At 69.6% G+C, this 15,084-nt stretch carries 14 protein-coding genes and 1 pseudogene; 14 read left to right on the forward strand and 1 reads right to left on the reverse strand.

What is annotated here, in order from left to right:
- Positions 1-42: 42 nt before the first annotated feature.
- From ripA to AWB92_RS14280, 8 genes and pseudogenes are all read left to right on the forward strand, one after another.
- Entirely contained in the window at positions 43-1,476 is a 1,434-nt protein-coding gene (gene ripA / locus AWB92_RS14245; RefSeq protein WP_085186523.1) for an NlpC/P60 family peptidoglycan endopeptidase RipA, read from the forward strand.
- A 24-nt stretch (positions 1,477-1,500) separates the two neighbouring features.
- On the forward strand, positions 1,501-2,235 hold the full coding sequence (ripB, locus tag AWB92_RS14250) for an NlpC/P60 family peptidoglycan endopeptidase RipB (protein ID WP_085186525.1): 735 nt from the start codon (positions 1,501-1,503) through the stop codon (positions 2,233-2,235).
- Between the two features lie 121 nt (positions 2,236-2,356).
- Complete coding sequence (locus tag AWB92_RS14255) at positions 2,357-3,487, forward strand: MoxR family ATPase (RefSeq protein WP_067160734.1); 1,131 nt, start codon at positions 2,357-2,359, stop codon at positions 3,485-3,487.
- Positions 3,484-4,434: a DUF58 domain-containing protein gene (locus tag AWB92_RS14260; RefSeq protein ID WP_068127098.1), complete on the forward strand. Its 951-nt coding sequence runs from the start codon at positions 3,484-3,486 to the stop codon at positions 4,432-4,434. The genes AWB92_RS14255 and AWB92_RS14260 overlap by 4 nt, the downstream gene beginning before the upstream one ends.
- Complete coding sequence (locus tag AWB92_RS14265) at positions 4,431-5,438, forward strand: VWA domain-containing protein (protein WP_085186527.1); 1,008 nt, start codon at positions 4,431-4,433, stop codon at positions 5,436-5,438. The genes AWB92_RS14260 and AWB92_RS14265 overlap by 4 nt, the downstream gene beginning before the upstream one ends.
- A gap of 121 nt (positions 5,439-5,559) precedes the next feature.
- Positions 5,560-6,324 (forward strand): 3-oxoacyl-ACP reductase FabG1, encoded by a 765-nt coding sequence (gene fabG1, locus AWB92_RS14270; RefSeq protein WP_085186529.1) that lies wholly within the window; start codon positions 5,560-5,562, stop codon positions 6,322-6,324.
- A 34-nt stretch (positions 6,325-6,358) separates the two neighbouring features.
- Positions 6,359-7,168 carry an NADH-dependent enoyl-ACP reductase InhA gene (gene inhA, locus AWB92_RS14275; RefSeq protein ID WP_068103250.1) on the forward strand — a complete coding sequence of 270 codons (810 nt, stop codon included), beginning with the start codon at positions 6,359-6,361 and terminating at the stop codon, positions 7,166-7,168.
- 6 nt (positions 7,169-7,174) lie between these two features.
- Positions 7,175-8,204, forward strand: a pseudogene (locus tag AWB92_RS14280) (ferrochelatase); the annotation flags it as partial.
- On the opposite strand, the gene AWB92_RS14285 reads toward AWB92_RS14280, so the two are convergent.
- Positions 8,176-9,096 (reverse strand): hypothetical protein, encoded by a 921-nt coding sequence (locus tag AWB92_RS14285; protein WP_085186533.1) that lies wholly within the window; start codon positions 9,094-9,096, stop codon positions 8,176-8,178. The pseudogene AWB92_RS14280 and the gene AWB92_RS14285 overlap by 29 nt on opposite strands.
- A gap of 57 nt (positions 9,097-9,153) precedes the next feature.
- Between AWB92_RS14285 and AWB92_RS14290 the strand changes: the two genes are divergently transcribed.
- The 6 genes from AWB92_RS14290 to AWB92_RS14315 all read left to right on the forward strand — a co-directional run bounded on the left by AWB92_RS14290 (position 9,154) and on the right by AWB92_RS14315 (position 14,873).
- The gene (locus tag AWB92_RS14290; RefSeq protein ID WP_085186535.1) at positions 9,154-9,588 is read left to right on the forward strand and encodes an NfeD family protein; all 435 of its coding nucleotides are present in this window, start codon (positions 9,154-9,156) and stop codon (positions 9,586-9,588) included.
- A 28-nt stretch (positions 9,589-9,616) separates the two neighbouring features.
- Positions 9,617-10,759, forward strand: a complete 1,143-nt coding sequence (locus AWB92_RS14295; RefSeq protein ID WP_085186538.1) for an SPFH domain-containing protein — start codon at positions 9,617-9,619, stop codon at positions 10,757-10,759.
- A gap of 10 nt (positions 10,760-10,769) precedes the next feature.
- Entirely contained in the window at positions 10,770-11,126 is a 357-nt protein-coding gene (locus tag AWB92_RS14300) for a DoxX family protein (RefSeq protein WP_068103239.1), read from the forward strand.
- Between the two features lie 95 nt (positions 11,127-11,221).
- Positions 11,222-12,583, forward strand: coding sequence for an MFS transporter (locus AWB92_RS14305; RefSeq protein WP_085186540.1), 1,362 nt, complete (start codon positions 11,222-11,224; stop codon positions 12,581-12,583).
- Between the two features lie 101 nt (positions 12,584-12,684).
- A complete protein-coding gene (locus tag AWB92_RS14310; RefSeq protein WP_085186542.1) occupies positions 12,685-13,392 on the forward strand; it encodes a response regulator transcription factor in 708 nt (235 codons plus the stop codon).
- On the forward strand, positions 13,392-14,873 hold the full coding sequence (locus AWB92_RS14315) for a HAMP domain-containing sensor histidine kinase (protein WP_085186544.1): 1,482 nt from the start codon (positions 13,392-13,394) through the stop codon (positions 14,871-14,873). The genes AWB92_RS14310 and AWB92_RS14315 overlap by 1 nt, the downstream gene beginning before the upstream one ends.
- The last annotated feature ends 211 nt before the right edge of the window (positions 14,874-15,084 follow it).

Consider the following 15,084-nt stretch of genomic DNA (forward strand, 5'->3'; position numbering starts at 1 on the left):
CTGGCGCCGCCCGTCCGCGTTGAGCCGTAGGAGACCTGTCGAATGAGACGTACGCGCTGGGGACCCTCTGCGCGACCGGCCATCAGGTTGCTCCGGCCGGTCGTTCCGTCGGTGCTGAGCGTGGCCATGCTGATGTCCACCCCGGGCCTGGCCGACGCCGACCCCGCCGCGGACAGCATGGCCGCGTTGATCGCGAACGTCGCCAAGGCCAACCAGCGCCTGGAAGACCTGACGGCCGAAATCCAGACCGAGCAGGAAAGCGTCAACAAGGCACTGGTCGACGTCGAGACCGCGCGGGACAACGCGACCGCCGCCGAGCACGACGTCGAGGCCAGCCAGCAGGCCGTCAAGGACGCCAACGCGGCGATCGCCGCGGCCCAGCACCGGTTCAACACCTTCGCGGCGGCCACCTACATGAACGGGCCGTCGGGCAGCTACCTGACCGCGACCAGCCCGGAAGACATGATCGCGACCCAAAGCGCCGCCGAGACCCTGACCGCGAGCTCCCAGGCGGTGATGGACAAGCTGCAGCGGGCCCGGACCGAGCAGGTGAACAAGGAGTCGGCGGCGCGGCTGGCCAAGCAGAAGGCCGACAAGGCCGCCGCCGACGCCAAGGCCAGCCAGGACGCCGCGGTGGCCGCGCTCACCGATTCCAAGCGCAAGTTCAACGACCAGCGTGAACTGGCCACCCGCCTGGCCGACGAGCGGGACCAGGCCCAGGCGAAACTCGTAGCGGCCCAGCGTGAATGGGCGGCCGAGCACGGCTCGCCCGGCGTCGCCGTCTCCGGGGACCGGTGGGATCCGGGTTCCCCGGCCGGCGCCCCGCATTCCGGGGGCCGGCGGTGGGATGGCCTGTGGGACCCGACGCTGCCCATGGTGCCCAGCGCCAACGTTCCCGGTGACCCGATCGCCGTCATCAACCAGGTGCTGGGCATCTCGGCCACGTCGACGCAGGTCACTGCCGGCATGGGCCGAAGCTTCTTGCAGCAGCTGGGCATCCTCAAGCCCGACGACACCGGCATCACCAACGCCGCACCCGGCGGCACCGCCGGCCGCATCCCCCGGGTGTACGGGCGGCAGGCCACCGAATACGTGATCCGGCGCGGCATGTCGCAGATCGGCGTGCCCTATTCGTGGGGCGGCGGCAACGCGGCCGGGCCCAGCAAGGGCATCGACTCCGGCGCCGGGATCACCGGCTTCGACTGTTCGGGCCTGGTCCTGTACTCGTTCGCCGGCGTGGGCATCAAGCTGCCGCACTACTCGGGTTCGCAGTACAACCTGGGCCGCAAGATCCCGTCGGCGCAGATGCGCCGTGGGGACGTCATCTTCTACGGACCCGGCGGCAGCCAGCACGTGACGATCTACCTCGGCGACGGCCAGATGCTCGAGGCTCCCGACATCGGATTGAAGGTTCGCGTCGCGCCCGTGCGCACCAGCGGGATGACGCCGTACGTGGTCCGCTACATCGAATGGTGACGATCAACTACTGAACGAGGAGCTATGCGCCGCAATAGGTTTCGCCTGACCAACTTCGCCTGGATCACCGCTGTGGTGGCCGGGCTGATGTTGTCTGTGGCCAGCCCCGCTCCAGTGGTTAGGGCCGACCCCGGCCAGTGGGATCCCACCCTGCCGGCCACCATCAGCGCCGGCGCGCCGGGCGATCCGCTCGCCGTCGCCAACGCCTCGCTGCAGGCCACCGCCCAAGCGACCCAGACCACGCTGGACCTGGGCAAGCAATTCCTCGGCGGGCTGGGGATCAACCTCGGCGGTGACCCGGCGCCGACGGCGGCGACCCCCACCAACCCCGGCGGCAAGATTCCGCGGGTCTACGGCAGGCAGGCCATCGAATATGTGATCAAGCGGATGGGATCGCAGATGGGGGTCCCGTATTCGTGGGGCGGCGGCTCGCTGGACGGGCCCAGCAAGGGCGTCGGCGACGGGGCCAACATCAACGGTTTCGACTGTTCGGGGCTGATGCGCTACGGCTTCGCCGGTGTCGGCGTGCTGATCCCACGGTTCTCCGGTGACCAGTACAACGCCGGTCGCCACATTCCGCCCGACCAGGCGAGGCGCGGCGACCTCATCTTCTACGGCCCGAACGGCGGCCAGCACGTCACCATGTACCTGGGCAACGGGCAGATGCTCGAGGCGTCCAGCCTCGCCGGCAAGGTCACCGTGAGCCCGGTGCGCAAGCCCGGCATGACGCCGTTCCTGACTAGGATCATCGAGTACTGATCGCGGGGCCGGCGAGGCATCAGCCGGGCGAGCGTCGACGGAAACCGGCTGGCCTGGAATAGTTGGTCGAGGGCACGTCGCTGCCCGGCAGTCGTGTCCAGTTGAGCGTGGAGGGTTCTTGATGACATCAGCAGGTGGGCCGCCCCCGGGCGCCAGCAATTACCCGGGCCAGGGTGGTCCGTCCGGCCCTCCGGCGCACGAGGCGCCTCCAGGCGGCGGTAATGGGCTGGCCGCCGAGGTCCACACGCTGGAGCGGGCCATCTTCGAGGTCAAGCGGATCATCGTCGGGCAGGACCAGCTTGTGGAGCGGATGCTGGTCGGCCTGTTGTCCAAGGGGCACGTGTTGCTCGAGGGTGTGCCCGGCGTGGCCAAGACGCTGGCCGTGGAGACCTTCGCGCGCGTGGTCGGCGGGACGTTCGCGCGCATCCAGTTCACGCCCGACCTGGTGCCCACCGACATCATCGGTACCCGCATCTACCGGCAGGGCAAGGAGGAGTTCGACACCGAGCTCGGCCCGGTGGTGGTCAACTTCCTGCTCGCCGACGAGATCAACCGCGCGCCGGCGAAGGTGCAGTCGGCGCTGCTGGAGGTCATGCAGGAACGCCACGTGTCGATCGGCGGCAAGACCTTCCCGCTGCCCAACCCGTTCCTGGTGATGGCCACCCAGAACCCGATCGAGCACGAGGGCGTCTACCCGCTGCCCGAGGCCCAGCGCGACCGCTTCCTGTTCAAGATCAACGTCGGCTACCCGTCGCCGGAGGAGGAGCGGGAGATCATCTACCGGATGGGCGTCAAGCCGCCGGTGCCCAAGCAGATCCTGAACACCGGCGACCTGCTGCGGCTGCAGGACATCGCGTCCAACGTCTTCGTCCACCACGCGCTGGTCGACTACGTGGTGCGCGTCGTCACCGCCACCCGCAACCCCGAGCAGCTCGGCATGAACGACGTCAAGACCTGGGTCTCGTTCGGTGCGTCACCGCGCGCCTCGCTGGGCATCATCGCCGGCGCCCGCTCGTTGGCGCTGGTCCGCGGTCGCGACTACGTGATCCCGCAGGACGTCGTGGAGGTCATCCCCGACGTGCTGCGGCACCGGTTGATACTGACCTATGACGCGCTCGCCGACGAGATCTCGCCGGAGATCGTCATCAACCGGATCCTGCAGACGGTGGCCCTGCCGCAGGTGAATGCCGTTCCGCAGCAAGGTCATTCGGTTCCCCCGGTGATGCAGACCGTGGCGGCCAGCGGTCGGTGACCGAACCCCACAAGGCGGTGCGTCATCCGCCATCGTTCGAGCGCGGGCAGATTGACGACCCGAAACTGTCGGCGGCGTTGCGCCAGCTCGAGCTCACGGTCAAGCGCAAGCTCGACGGGGTCCTGCACGGCGACCACCTCGGCCTGATCCCGGGGCCAGGCACCGAGCCGGGGGAGTCGCGCGAGTACCAGCCCGGCGACGACGTCCGGCGGATGGACTGGGCCGTCACCGCGCGCACCATGCACCCGCACGTCCGGCAGATGATCGCCGACCGCGAGCTGGAGACGTGGATGGTGGTCGACATGTCGGCCAGCCTGGACTTCGGCACCACGGTGTGCGAGAAGCGCGACCTGGCGGTGGCCGCCGCGGCGGCGATCACGTTCCTCAACAGTGGCGGCGGCAACCGGCTCGGCGCGATCATCGCCACCGGCGCGACCATCACCCGGGTCCCGGCCCGATCGGGGCGCCAGCACGAGCAGACGCTGCTGCGCACCATCGCCACCACGCCCAGGGCGCCGGTCGGCGTGCGCGGCGATCTGGCGACCGCGATCGACGCGTTGCGCCGGCCCGAGCGGCGCCGCGGCATGGCCGTCATCATCAGCGACTTCCTGGGCCCCATCAACTGGATGCGCCCGCTGCGGGCGATCGCGGCCCGCCACGAGGTGCTGGCGATCGAGGTGCTCGACCCGCGCGACGTCGAGCTGCCCGACATCGGCGACGTGGTGTTACAGGACGCGGAAACCGGGGTCACCCGGGAATTCACCATCGACGCCCAGCTGCGTGACGACTTCGCCAAGGCGGCCGCGGCTCACCGCGCCGAGGTGTCCCGCACCATCCGCAGCTGCGGGGCCCCGGTGCTGACGCTGCGCACCGACCGGGACTGGATCGCCGACATCGTCCGCTTCGTCGAGTCCCGCCGTCGCGGGGCACTGGCGGGCCGGCAGTGACACTGCCCCTGCTGGGCCCGATGACGCTGTCGGGCTTCGCACACGCTTGGTTTTTCCTTTTCCTGTTCGCCGCCGTCGGGTTGGCCGCGCTGTACATCGTGCTCCAACTCGCGCGGCAGCGGCGGATGCTGCGATTTGCGAACATGGAGCTGCTGGAAAGCGTTGCACCCCAACGTCCTTCGCGTTGGCGGCACGTGCCGGCGATCCTGCTGGTGTTGGCGCTGGTGCTGTTCACGATCGCGATGGCGGGGCCGACGAACGACGTCCGGATCCCGCGCAACCGCGCGGTGGTGATGCTGGTGATCGACGTGTCGCAGTCGATGCGCGCCACCGACGTCCCGCCCAATCGCATGGCAGCCGCGCAGGAGGCCGCGAAGGCGTTCGCCGACGAGCTGACCCCCGGCATCAACCTCGGCCTGATCGAGTACGCCGGCACCGCGACCGTGCTGGTGTCGCCGACAACCAACCGGGAGGCGACGAAGAACGCGCTGGACAAGCTCCAGTTCGCCGACCGCACCGCCACCGGGGAGGGCATCTTCACCGCGTTGCAGGCCATCGCCACCGTCGGCGCGGTGATCGGTGGCGGCGACACCCCGCCGCCGGCGCGCATCGTGCTGTTCTCCGACGGCAAGGAGACGATGCCGACCAACCCGGACAATCCCAAGGGCGCCTTCACCGCCGCGCGCACCGCCAAGGACCAGGGCGTGCCGATCTCGACGATCTCGTTCGGCACGCCCTACGGCTTCGTCGAGATCAACGACCAGCGCCAGCCCGTTCCCGTCGACGACTCCACCATGAAGAAGGTCGCCGAGCTCTCCGGTGGGAATTGGTACAACGCCGCCAGCCTGGCCGAGCTGAAAGCCGTCTACGCGTCGCTGCAGCAGCAGATCGGCTACGAGACGATCAAGGGCGACGCCAGCACGGGCTGGCTGCGGCTGGGCGCGCTGGTACTGGCCGTCGCGGGGCTGGCCGCGCTGCTGATCAACCGGCGCCTGCCGACGTGATTCTGCCGCCGAGCGTCACGCCAGCGTGGCGGTGGGCGTCGAGCGTCGCGCCAGTGTGACGCTCGCGGCACGACAGGGGGCAGATTTCGGGGCACGCGCCGTGAGGCGATAGGTTGACGGGGTGACTGACACAGCCACGGAGAACACCGAAAGTGCCGCCGACTACGGCAGACCCGCATTCGTATCTCGCTCGGTCCTGGTGACGGGGGGAAACCGGGGGATCGGTCTGGCGATCGCCCAGCGGCTGGCCGCCGACGGGCACAAGGTGGCCGTCACGCACCGCGGATCCGGGGCACCCGAGGGGCTGTTCGGGGTCATGTGTGACGTCACCGACAAGGACGCCGTCGACCGCGCGTTCAAAGAGGTCGAGGAGCACCAGGGCCCGGTCGAGGTGCTGGTGTCCAACGCCGGCATCTCCAAAGACGCCTTCCTGATCCGGATGACCGAGGAGCGGTTCGAAGAGGTCATCAACGCCAACCTCACCGGGGCGTTCCGGGTGGCCCAGCGGGCGTCGCGCAGCATGCAGAAGAAGCGGTTCGGCCGCATCATCTTCATCGGGTCGGTGTCCGGCATGTGGGGCATCGGTAACCAGTCCAACTACGCGGCCGCCAAGGCCGGCCTGATCGGCATGGCACGCTCGATCTCGCGTGAGCTGTCCAAGGCCGGGGTGACGGCCAACGTGGTCGCCCCCGGCTACATCGACACCGAGATGACCCGCTCACTGGACGAGCGCATCCAGGCGGGCGCACTGGAATTCATCCCGGCCAAGCGGGTCGGCACCGCCGCCGAGGTCGCCGGGGCGGTCAGCTTCCTGGCTTCCGAGGATGCGAGCTACATCGCCGGCGCGGTCATTCCGGTCGACGGCGGCATGGGCATGGGCCACTGAGTCACGAAGCACGAAAAAGACGAGAAGGACGGATATGGCAGGACTGCTCGAAGGCAAACGGATTCTGGTCACCGGAATCATCACCGACTCGTCGATCGCTTTCCACATCGCGCGGGTGGCCCAGGAGCAGGGGGCCGAACTGGTGCTGACCGGATTCGACCGGCTGCGGCTGATCCAGCGCATCGCCGACCGGTTGCCGGCCAAGGCCCCGCTGATCGAACTCGACGTGCAGGACGAGAAGCACCTCGCCACCCTGGCCGACCGGGTCACCGAGGTGATCGGCGAGGGCAACAAGCTTGACGGCGTGGTGCATTCGATCGGCTTCATGCCGCAGAGCGGGATGGGTATCAATCCCTTCTTCGACGCCCCCTACGAGGACGTCGCCAAGGGCATCCACATCTCCGCGTATTCGTATGCCTCGCTGGCCAAGGCGCTGCTGCCGATCATGAACCCCGGCGGCGGGATCGTCGGCATGGACTTTGACCCGTCGCGCGCGATGCCGGCCTACAACTGGATGACCGTCGCCAAGAGCGCGCTGGAGTCGGTGAACCGGTTCGTGGCTCGAGAGGCCGGCAAGTACGGTGTGCGCTCGAATCTCGTTGCCGCGGGGCCGATTCGGACGCTCGCGATGAGCGCGATCGTCGGCGGCGCGCTCGGCGAGGAGGCGGGCGCCCAGATTCACCTGCTCGAGGAGGGCTGGGATCAGCGCGCCCCGCTCGGTTGGAACATGAAGGACGCGACGCCGGTCGCCAAGACGGTGTGCGCACTGCTGTCCGACTGGCTACCGGCCACCACCGGCACCGTCATCTACGCCGACGGCGGCGCCAGCACTCAGTTGCTTTAGCGCGTAATGGATTTCGACGCCGTCCTGCTCTTGTCCTTCGGCGGGCCGGAGGGCCCCGAGCAGGTGCGGCCGTTCCTGGAGAACGTCACCCGGGGCCGCAACGTGCCGCCCGAGCGCCTCGACGAAGTCGCCGAGCACTACCTGCATTTCGGCGGAGTTTCGCCGATCAACCGCATCAACCGCGCCCTGATCGCCGAGCTGCGCGCGGAACTGGATCTGCCGGTGTATTTCGGCAACCGCAATTGGGAACCCTACGTCGAGGACACCGTCGCGACGATGCGGGACAACGGTGTTCGTCGTGCCGCGGTGTTCACCACGTCGGCGTGGAGCGGATATTCCAGCTGCACCCAGTATGTCGAAGACATCGCCCGGGCACGCCGGGTGGCCGGCCCGGGCTCGCCCGAATTGGTAAAGCTGCGGCCGTATTTCGACCATCCGCTTTTCGTCGAGATGTTCGCCGGGGCCGTCACCGCCGCCGCCGAAACCGTGCCGGAGGGCGCCCGGCTGGTCTTCACCGCGCACTCGGTCCCGGTGGCCGCCGATCAGCGCTTCGGTCCCCAGCTCTACAGCCGCCAAGTCGCCTATGCCGCAAGGCTGGTCGCGGCGGCCGCCGGCTACACCGACTACGACCTGGCCTGGCAGTCGCGCTCGGGCCCGCCGCAGGTGCCGTGGTTGGAGCCGAGCGTCGAGGACCACCTCGCGACGCTAACGGGCATCGAGGCCGTCGTCGTCTGCCCGATCGGCTTCGTTGCCGACCACATCGAGGTGGTGTGGGATCTGGACTACGAGTTGCGGTTACAGGCCGAGGCCGCAGGGTTGGCCTTCGCCCGCGCCGCAACTCCCAACGCCGACAGGCGATTCGCCCGGCTCGCCGCCGACCTGATCGACGAGCTCCGCCGCGGCCGGGCGCCGACCCGGGTCGCCGGAAGGGATCCGGTGCCTGGCTGCCTCGCCAGCGTCAACGGCGCGCTGTGCCGCCCCCCGCATTGCGTGGCGCGCCAACAGGATTAGTCGGCCCAGGCCGAGTGCAGGATCGCGTCGACCGCGGCCATCCGCGCCGAACGCACCACGGTGGTCAGCGGGCGCAGCGCGTCGGTGGCGATCTGCGCCTGTGACGACGACTGCGTGATGCCCGCGGCGATGCGGTCCGCGGGGGAATCGGACCGGCTCAGCCCGGCGCTGACGGCGATGATGGCGTCGACGTGCGCGGCGTTCTCCAGCACCCGCAGCGCTCGCGACGGCGCATGGTCGGGAATGCGGTGCTGCCGTGCCGATTCCAGGAGCTGCTCGACGAGCCCGCGCGGATCGTCGACGTCGGCGGCGGCGCCCAAGCCGATGGCGCCGAGGGCATCCGCGGCCGAGCGTACGGCGGACCGCAGCGCGTATTCCGCGTCCCCGAGCTCGTAGTGATGCAGCGGCGGCGCGCCGGGCAGCGAGTACACCGTCCATGACAGCGCACACAATTCGGGTAGGTCCGCGCCGTCGTTGGCGCCGTCCAGATCGCCGTAGCTGAACTCGGGGACCAGCCCGACGGCGGTGGTCGGATCGTCGGGGTTGGCGATGATCACGGCCTCGCCAGCGGCCAGCGCGTCGCTCTCGAACTGCGTCCCCGCGGCCAGCCCACGAACGTCGCCGGGCACCGGCAGCACCACGCTGATGGTCCCGCGCAAACGAGCCGGCAACCCTGCGGACGCCGGCACGGACGGCCGGCCGACCGCCGCGCGCAGCGTCTGCAGCAGCGTGACCGTCCCGGCGTCGTGCACATCGGGCCAAGGCAGTCCCGTGTGGCCCGCGGCGACGGCATCATACGCCGTGACCGATTGCTTTGGCGCCCAAAGGGATAACGCGTCCAACACATCGTCGGGCGCGGCCTTGCCCGCGAGCCAGGCGTTGGCCCACAGGGACAGCGAGACACTGGGACACCACATGATCTCGGAGTGTAGTTGTTTGGTCCGGCAAAGGCGGATTACGCGTATTCTGACCGCATGCCCGCCGCGGTGATTTGGCTCATATTCGCGCTGGTGCTGGCCGGTGCGGAGGCGCTGACGGGCGACATGTCCTTGTTGATGCTTTCCGGGGGCGCGCTGGCCGCCGCGGGCAGCACATGGCTGGTGGGCTGGCCGATCTGGGCCGAGGCGGCGGTGTTCGTGGTCGTCTCGGTGCTGCTGCTGGTCTTGGTGCGGCCGGCGCTGCGGCGCCGGCTCACACCCGCGAAGGGGCTGCCGACCGGCATCAAGGCGCTGGAGGGCAAGAGCGCGCTGGTGCTGGACCGCGTCGCCCGCGACGAGGGCCAGGTGAAGCTCGACGGCCAGGTATGGACGGCCCGGCCACTCAACGACAACGATGTCTACGAACCCGGCGAACGGGTGACGGTCATGCAGATCAACGGCGCCACCGCGGTGGTGTTCAAGGACCTGTAATACCTCTGGAGAAATAGGAGGAAGCACGATGGCTGGGATCGCTCTCTTGCTGGTGGCCCTTGCGATCATCGTCTTTGGGATCATCGTGGTGGCGAAGTCCGTCGCGCTGATCCCGCAGGCCGAGGCCGCGGTGATCGAGCGTCTGGGCCGTTACAGCCGCACGGTCAGCGGGCAGCTGACGTTGCTGGTGCCGTTCATCGACCGCGTGCGCGCCCGGGTGGACCTGCGCGAGCGGGTGGTGTCGTTCCCGCCGCAGCCGGTGATCACCGAGGACAACCTGACCCTCAACATCGACACCGTGGTCTACTTCCAGGTCACCGTCCCGCAGGCGGCGGTCTACGAGATCAGCAACTACATCGTCGGCGTCGAGCAGCTCACCACGACCACGCTGCGCAACGTGGTCGGCGGGATGACGCTCGAGCAGACGCTGACCTCCCGCGACATGATCAACGGCCAGCTGCGCGGTGTGCTCGACGAGGCCACCGGCCGCTGGGGCCTGCGGGTCGCCCGGGTGGAGCTGCGCAGCATCGACCCACCGCCGTCCATCCAGGCCTCGATGGAAAAGCAGATGAAGGCAGACCGGGAAAAGCGGGCCATGATCCTGACCGCCGAAGGGAACCGGCAGGCCGCGATCACCCAGGCCGAGGGAGCCAAGCAGGCGCAGATCCTGGCCGCCGAGGGCGCCAAGCAGGCCGCGATCCTGGCCGCCGAGGCCGACCGGCAGTCCCGCATGCTGCGCGCCCAGGGTGAGCGCGCAGCGGCCTACCTGCGGGCTCAGGGGCAGGCCAAGGCCATCGAGAAGACGTTCGCCGCGATCAAGGCCGGCAGGCCCACCCCGGAGATGCTCGCCTACCAGTACCTGCAGACGCTGCCGGAGATGGCGCGCGGTGACGCCAACAAGGTGTGGGTGGTGCCCAGCGACTTCAGCTCGGCGTTGCAGGGCTTCACCAAACTGCTGGGTGCCCCCGGCGAGGACGGCGTGTTCCGGTTCCAGCCATCCCCGGTGGACGACGTGCCCAGGCACGCCGCCGAGTCCGACGACGCCGACATCGCCGACTGGTTCTCCACCGAGACCGACCCCGCGATCGCCCAGGCGGTGGCCAAGGCCGAGGCGAGCGCCCGCGCGCCGGTGGACGGCGAGCCCGGCGCGCCGCCGCAGCTGACCCAATAGGCTCGCGTGCATGAGTGCGCTGACTTCACCTAAAACCTATGCGGCGCTTGCCGTGTTCCACGCCGTCGACGCGGTGGCGTGCGGAGTCCAGGTGGCCCCGATCAAGAAAGTTCTGGACGACGTCGGGGTGCCGGACGAGATTCGACCCGTGCTGCCGGTCGTCAAGGCGGCCGCGGCGGTCGGTCTGCTCTCGGTCACCCGGTTCCCCGGCCTGGCGAGGCTGACGACGGCGATGCTGACGCTGTATTTCACCCTGGCCGTTGGGGCGCACATCCGGGCGCGGGACAAGATCGTCAACGCCCTACCCGCCGCGACGTTTTTGGCCACCTTCGCGGCGATGACGATCAAGGGCCCGGAGCGGGATTAGTCCCCGCTTCAATCTTGGCGAACGACTGCGCTTTTCGGCCGAGCCCGGACGGGGATCGCTTAGTTGCGCGGCGTTTCGGGTAACTGACCTACCCAATGAGTCGAAATGCTGAGGTCCGGGCCGCCGATCGACGAGCGGCGCAGCGGTCTATCCAGGGCACCGCCATCGGCAACTTCATGGAGGCGTACGACTTCACCCTGTTCAGCCTCGTCGCCACGCTCCTTGCGCAGACGTTCTATCCCGGGAGCAATTCCGACGCGGGCAACCTGATCGCCACATTCGGCACGATGACGGCGGGATTCGTCGTCCGGCCCCTCGGTGGGTTCATCTTCGGCCCGCTCGGCGACCGGATCGGGCGCAAGCCCGTGCTGGTGATGACGATATCGCTTATGGCGGTCTGCGGCGCCCTGACCGGTGCGCTGCCCGGCTACCACGCCATCGGGATCTGGGCGCCCATCCTGCTCACCGTCATTCGCATCGGTCAGGGACTTTCCTCCGGCGGCGAGTACGCGGGCGCCATGACGTTCATCGCCGAACACGCCCCCGACCACAAACGCGGGATGATGGCCGGATTCCTCCCGGTGGGCACGCTCGGCGGGTTCGTCGTGGGCGCCGTGCTGGTGACGGGGCTGCAGACGGCGCTGCCGAGCGCCGAGATGCTGAGCTGGGGCTGGCGCATCCCGTTTCTACTGGCCGCGCCGCTCGGCCTGGTCGCCATCTATCTGCGTTCGCGGATCGAGGAGTCCCCCGGCTACGAGAAGGTGCACAAGGTTGCGGTGCCGATCTCCGTCCGCACCCAGTTCGTGCTGACCGTCGTGCGGCAGTGGAAAGGGTTGCTGATCTGCCTCGGGGTGGAGCTCGCGGTCACCGACACCAGCTACATGGTCAGCGGGTACGTGCCGACCTATCTCAAGAAGACCGCGGGCGTGGGGGACACCGCGGCCCTGGTGATGGTCCTGGTGGTGCTGGCCGTCCTGACGGTCGGGGTGCTCCTCGTCGCGATGCTGTCCGACCGCATCGGGGTCAAACCGCTGATGTGGACGGGCTGCGGGCTGCTGGTCGGGGTCTCGCTGCCGGCGTTCGCGTTGATGCGGTTCGGCGGGGCGTATCCGACGAAGTTCGCCGGCGTAGCGCTCGTCGCCCTGCCCATGCTCTTCCTGAGTAGCCTCGAGCCGGCGATCCTGCCCGCCCTGTTTCCCACCCACGTGCGCTACGGCGCAGTGTCGATCGGGTTCAACATCGCGGTTTCGGCCTTCGGCGGCACCACGCCGCTGATCGCCGAGACGCTGGTGGCCGGAACCGGCAATCCGATGATGCCCGCGTACATGCTGATGTTCGCCGGGCTCATCGGCGCCGTCACGTTGATCTTCGCCCCGGAGGTGGCGGGCAAGCCGCTGCTGGGTTCCGGTGTCGTCGACCTCAGCGCGGCAGCGGCCGCACGGGCGGAGCCGGCATGACGCTTGGCGCGGTGCCCGACGGCGCGGCCGGGAACTTGAAGCGAACCTGAAGATAGCGGGCTGGACAGGCAGGTCCAGCAAAGTGGCGCTAACAATGAGGCATGGTGAGTTTCCCGCGCGCGGGCAAGCGCCCGGCGGCCGGCACACCGCGGGTGCTGGTGGTCGAGGATTCCGAGACGATCCGGGAGATGGTCAGCGAGGCGCTGACCGACGCCGGATACCACGCCGACGCCTGCCCCGACGGCGACGGTCTGGAGGCCGCGCTCGACGGCCTGCGGCCGGACTTGGTGGTGCTCGACGTGATGCTGCCGGGCCGCGACGGATTCGAGCTCATCCAGGTGATCCGCGATTGGGGCGACGCCGGCATCGTGCTGATCACCGCGCGTGACGGCCTCGACGACCGGCTGCGCGGCCTCGACGGCGGGGCCGACGACTACGTCGTCAAGCCGTTCGAGCTGGCCGAACTCGTGTCGCGGGTCGGCGCGGTGTTGCGCCGGCGGGGACGGCTGCCCCGGGCGCTCCAGGTCGGTGACCTGATGCTCGACGTCGACGCGGGGGTCGCCGTTCGCGCGGGACATCCGCTGGACCTGACCGCCACCGAGCTGCGGTTGCTGCGATTCCTGGTCGAACAGCGCAGCCGAATCGTGAGCGCCCCGCAGATCCTGAACGCGGTGTGGGGCTACGACGCCTACGACCCCAACCTGGTGCAGGTGCACATCAGCGGGCTGCGCCGCAAGCTCGAGGCACACGGGCCGCGAATCGTGCACACGGTCCGCGGCATCGGCTACCGCATGCAGGCCCACCGATGATGACGGCACCAGCCGATCCGGCGACCCCGACGCCGTCGCTGCAGCGCCGGGTCGTCGTCGTCGCTATTGGCGAGCTCGCCGTCGTGTTGCTGATCCTGGGCATGATCATCGACGTCACCGTGCGCGCCCAGGCCCGTCGAAACCTCAACGACCGGCTTCTCGCGGCCACCTCCCGCGCGGACGCCCTGGCGATCGCGCGCACGCCGCCGCAGCAGATCGCCGCCCAACTGGGCGGCGGCACCGTGCGCGCGCTCGTGGTCACCGCGGACGGCACGGCCTACGGCGACCCCGCGATCAGCCCGCAGACCACCACCGGCGCGTTCGTTCCCCCGCTTGGGCCACCGCCACCGCCACCGCCCGGCTACCCACCGCCCGGTTACCCGCCGTTCGGGCCGCCGCCGGGCGCGCCGCCCCCGCCGCCGGACGCGACCGCCACCGAGCTGGTGCATCCGTTGCCCGACGGCGGTCGCGTGATCCTGGTGGCGGACACGACGCAGACCACGCAGGTGACCCGGGAGCTCCGCCAGTTGATGATCGGCGCGGGTGTGGCGACGCTGCTGGTGGCGGCGCTGCTGCTGATCGCCGTCAGCCGGGTCGCGCTGCGGCCACTGGACCGGCTCACCACGCTGGCCACCAACATCGCGACGGGTGATCGCGGCCGACGATTGCGCCCGAAGCGCGCCGATACCGAATTAGGCCGTGCCGCAGCAGCTTTCGACGGAATGCTGGAGGCGCTGGAAGCCTCCGAGCGGCGGGCCCAGCGCTCGGCCGAGGATGCCCGGCGCGCCGAGGCGGCCACCCGGCGATTTCTCGTCGACGCCGCGCACGAGCTGCGCACGCCGATCGCCGGCATCCAGGCGGCCGCCGAACAACTCGTCAGCAACGCCGGCCAGCAGCGCGACGACGCGGCCCGTGCTCAGTACCGCCGTGCCAGCCTGCTGTTGTCCGACGCCCGCCGCGCCGGGCGCCTGGTGGCCGACATGCTCGACCTGAGCCGCATCGACGCGGGACTGCCGCTGGATCTGCAAGACGTCGACCTCGCCGCCGTCGTCGACGCCGAAGCCGACCGGGCGGCCCTGCTGGCGCCGGGCGTCACGGTCATCCGGACCGGTCCGGACGAACTGCGGATGAAAGCGGACCCGAACCGGCTGGCGCAGATCCTGTCCAACCTGCTCGACAACGCCCGGCGCTACACCCCCGAGGCCGGCGCCATCCACATCGACCTGCGCTCCCGCGACCACGCGGCCGAGGTGACCGTCACCGACACCGGCCCCGGTATTCCCGACGAAGAACGCGACCGCATCTTCGAGCGGCTGGTGCGCCTGGATGCCGGGCGCGCCCGAGACCACGGCGGTGCCGGGCTGGGCCTGCCGATCGCCAGGGCGCTGGCGCGCGCCCATGGCGGGGAGCTGACGTGCCTGCCGCGCGAGGGCGGAGCTCAATTCCGGCTCAGCCTGCCGCTCGACGCGGGCGTGAATTGAGGGAGCGGTGGTCGCCCCAACCGGATTGTTGGGGCGACCACCGCTCGTCAGTGCGCTGGACGGCCGGCGTCAGAATCCCGGCGGCGGTGGAGGTGGTCCGCCAGGGTGCTGCCCAAATAGTCCGCCCGGTGCACCGGGCGGACTATTTGGGCAGCACCCTGGCGGACCACCTCCACCGCCGCCGGGATTCTGACGCCGGCCGTCCAGCGCA

Source organism: Mycobacterium sp. IEC1808, from assembly GCF_002101935.1.
Classification (GTDB): Bacteria; Actinomycetota; Actinomycetes; order Mycobacteriales; family Mycobacteriaceae; genus Mycobacterium.

Excerpts from the sequence above, each read along its gene's own strand:
- ripA (WP_085186523.1), top strand. The coding sequence starts at position 43 with ATGAGACGTACGCGCTGGGGACCCTCTGCGCGACCGGCCATCAGGTTG.
- ripB (WP_085186525.1), top strand. The coding sequence starts at position 1,501 with ATGCGCCGCAATAGGTTTCGCCTGACCAACTTCGCCTGGATCACCGCT.
- AWB92_RS14255 (WP_067160734.1), top strand. The coding sequence starts at position 2,357 with ATGACATCAGCAGGTGGGCCGCCCCCGGGCGCCAGCAATTACCCGGGC.
- inhA (WP_068103250.1), top strand. The coding sequence starts at position 6,359 with ATGGCAGGACTGCTCGAAGGCAAACGGATTCTGGTCACCGGAATCATC.
- AWB92_RS14285 (WP_085186533.1), bottom strand. The coding sequence starts at position 9,096 with ATGTGGTGTCCCAGTGTCTCGCTGTCCCTGTGGGCCAACGCCTGGCTC.
- AWB92_RS14290 (WP_085186535.1), top strand. The coding sequence starts at position 9,154 with ATGCCCGCCGCGGTGATTTGGCTCATATTCGCGCTGGTGCTGGCCGGT.
- AWB92_RS14295 (WP_085186538.1), top strand. The coding sequence starts at position 9,617 with ATGGCTGGGATCGCTCTCTTGCTGGTGGCCCTTGCGATCATCGTCTTT.
- AWB92_RS14300 (WP_068103239.1), top strand. The coding sequence starts at position 10,770 with ATGAGTGCGCTGACTTCACCTAAAACCTATGCGGCGCTTGCCGTGTTC.
- AWB92_RS14305 (WP_085186540.1), top strand. The coding sequence starts at position 11,222 with ATGAGTCGAAATGCTGAGGTCCGGGCCGCCGATCGACGAGCGGCGCAG.
- AWB92_RS14310 (WP_085186542.1), top strand. The coding sequence starts at position 12,685 with ATGGTGAGTTTCCCGCGCGCGGGCAAGCGCCCGGCGGCCGGCACACCG.
- AWB92_RS14315 (WP_085186544.1), top strand. The coding sequence starts at position 13,392 with ATGACGGCACCAGCCGATCCGGCGACCCCGACGCCGTCGCTGCAGCGC.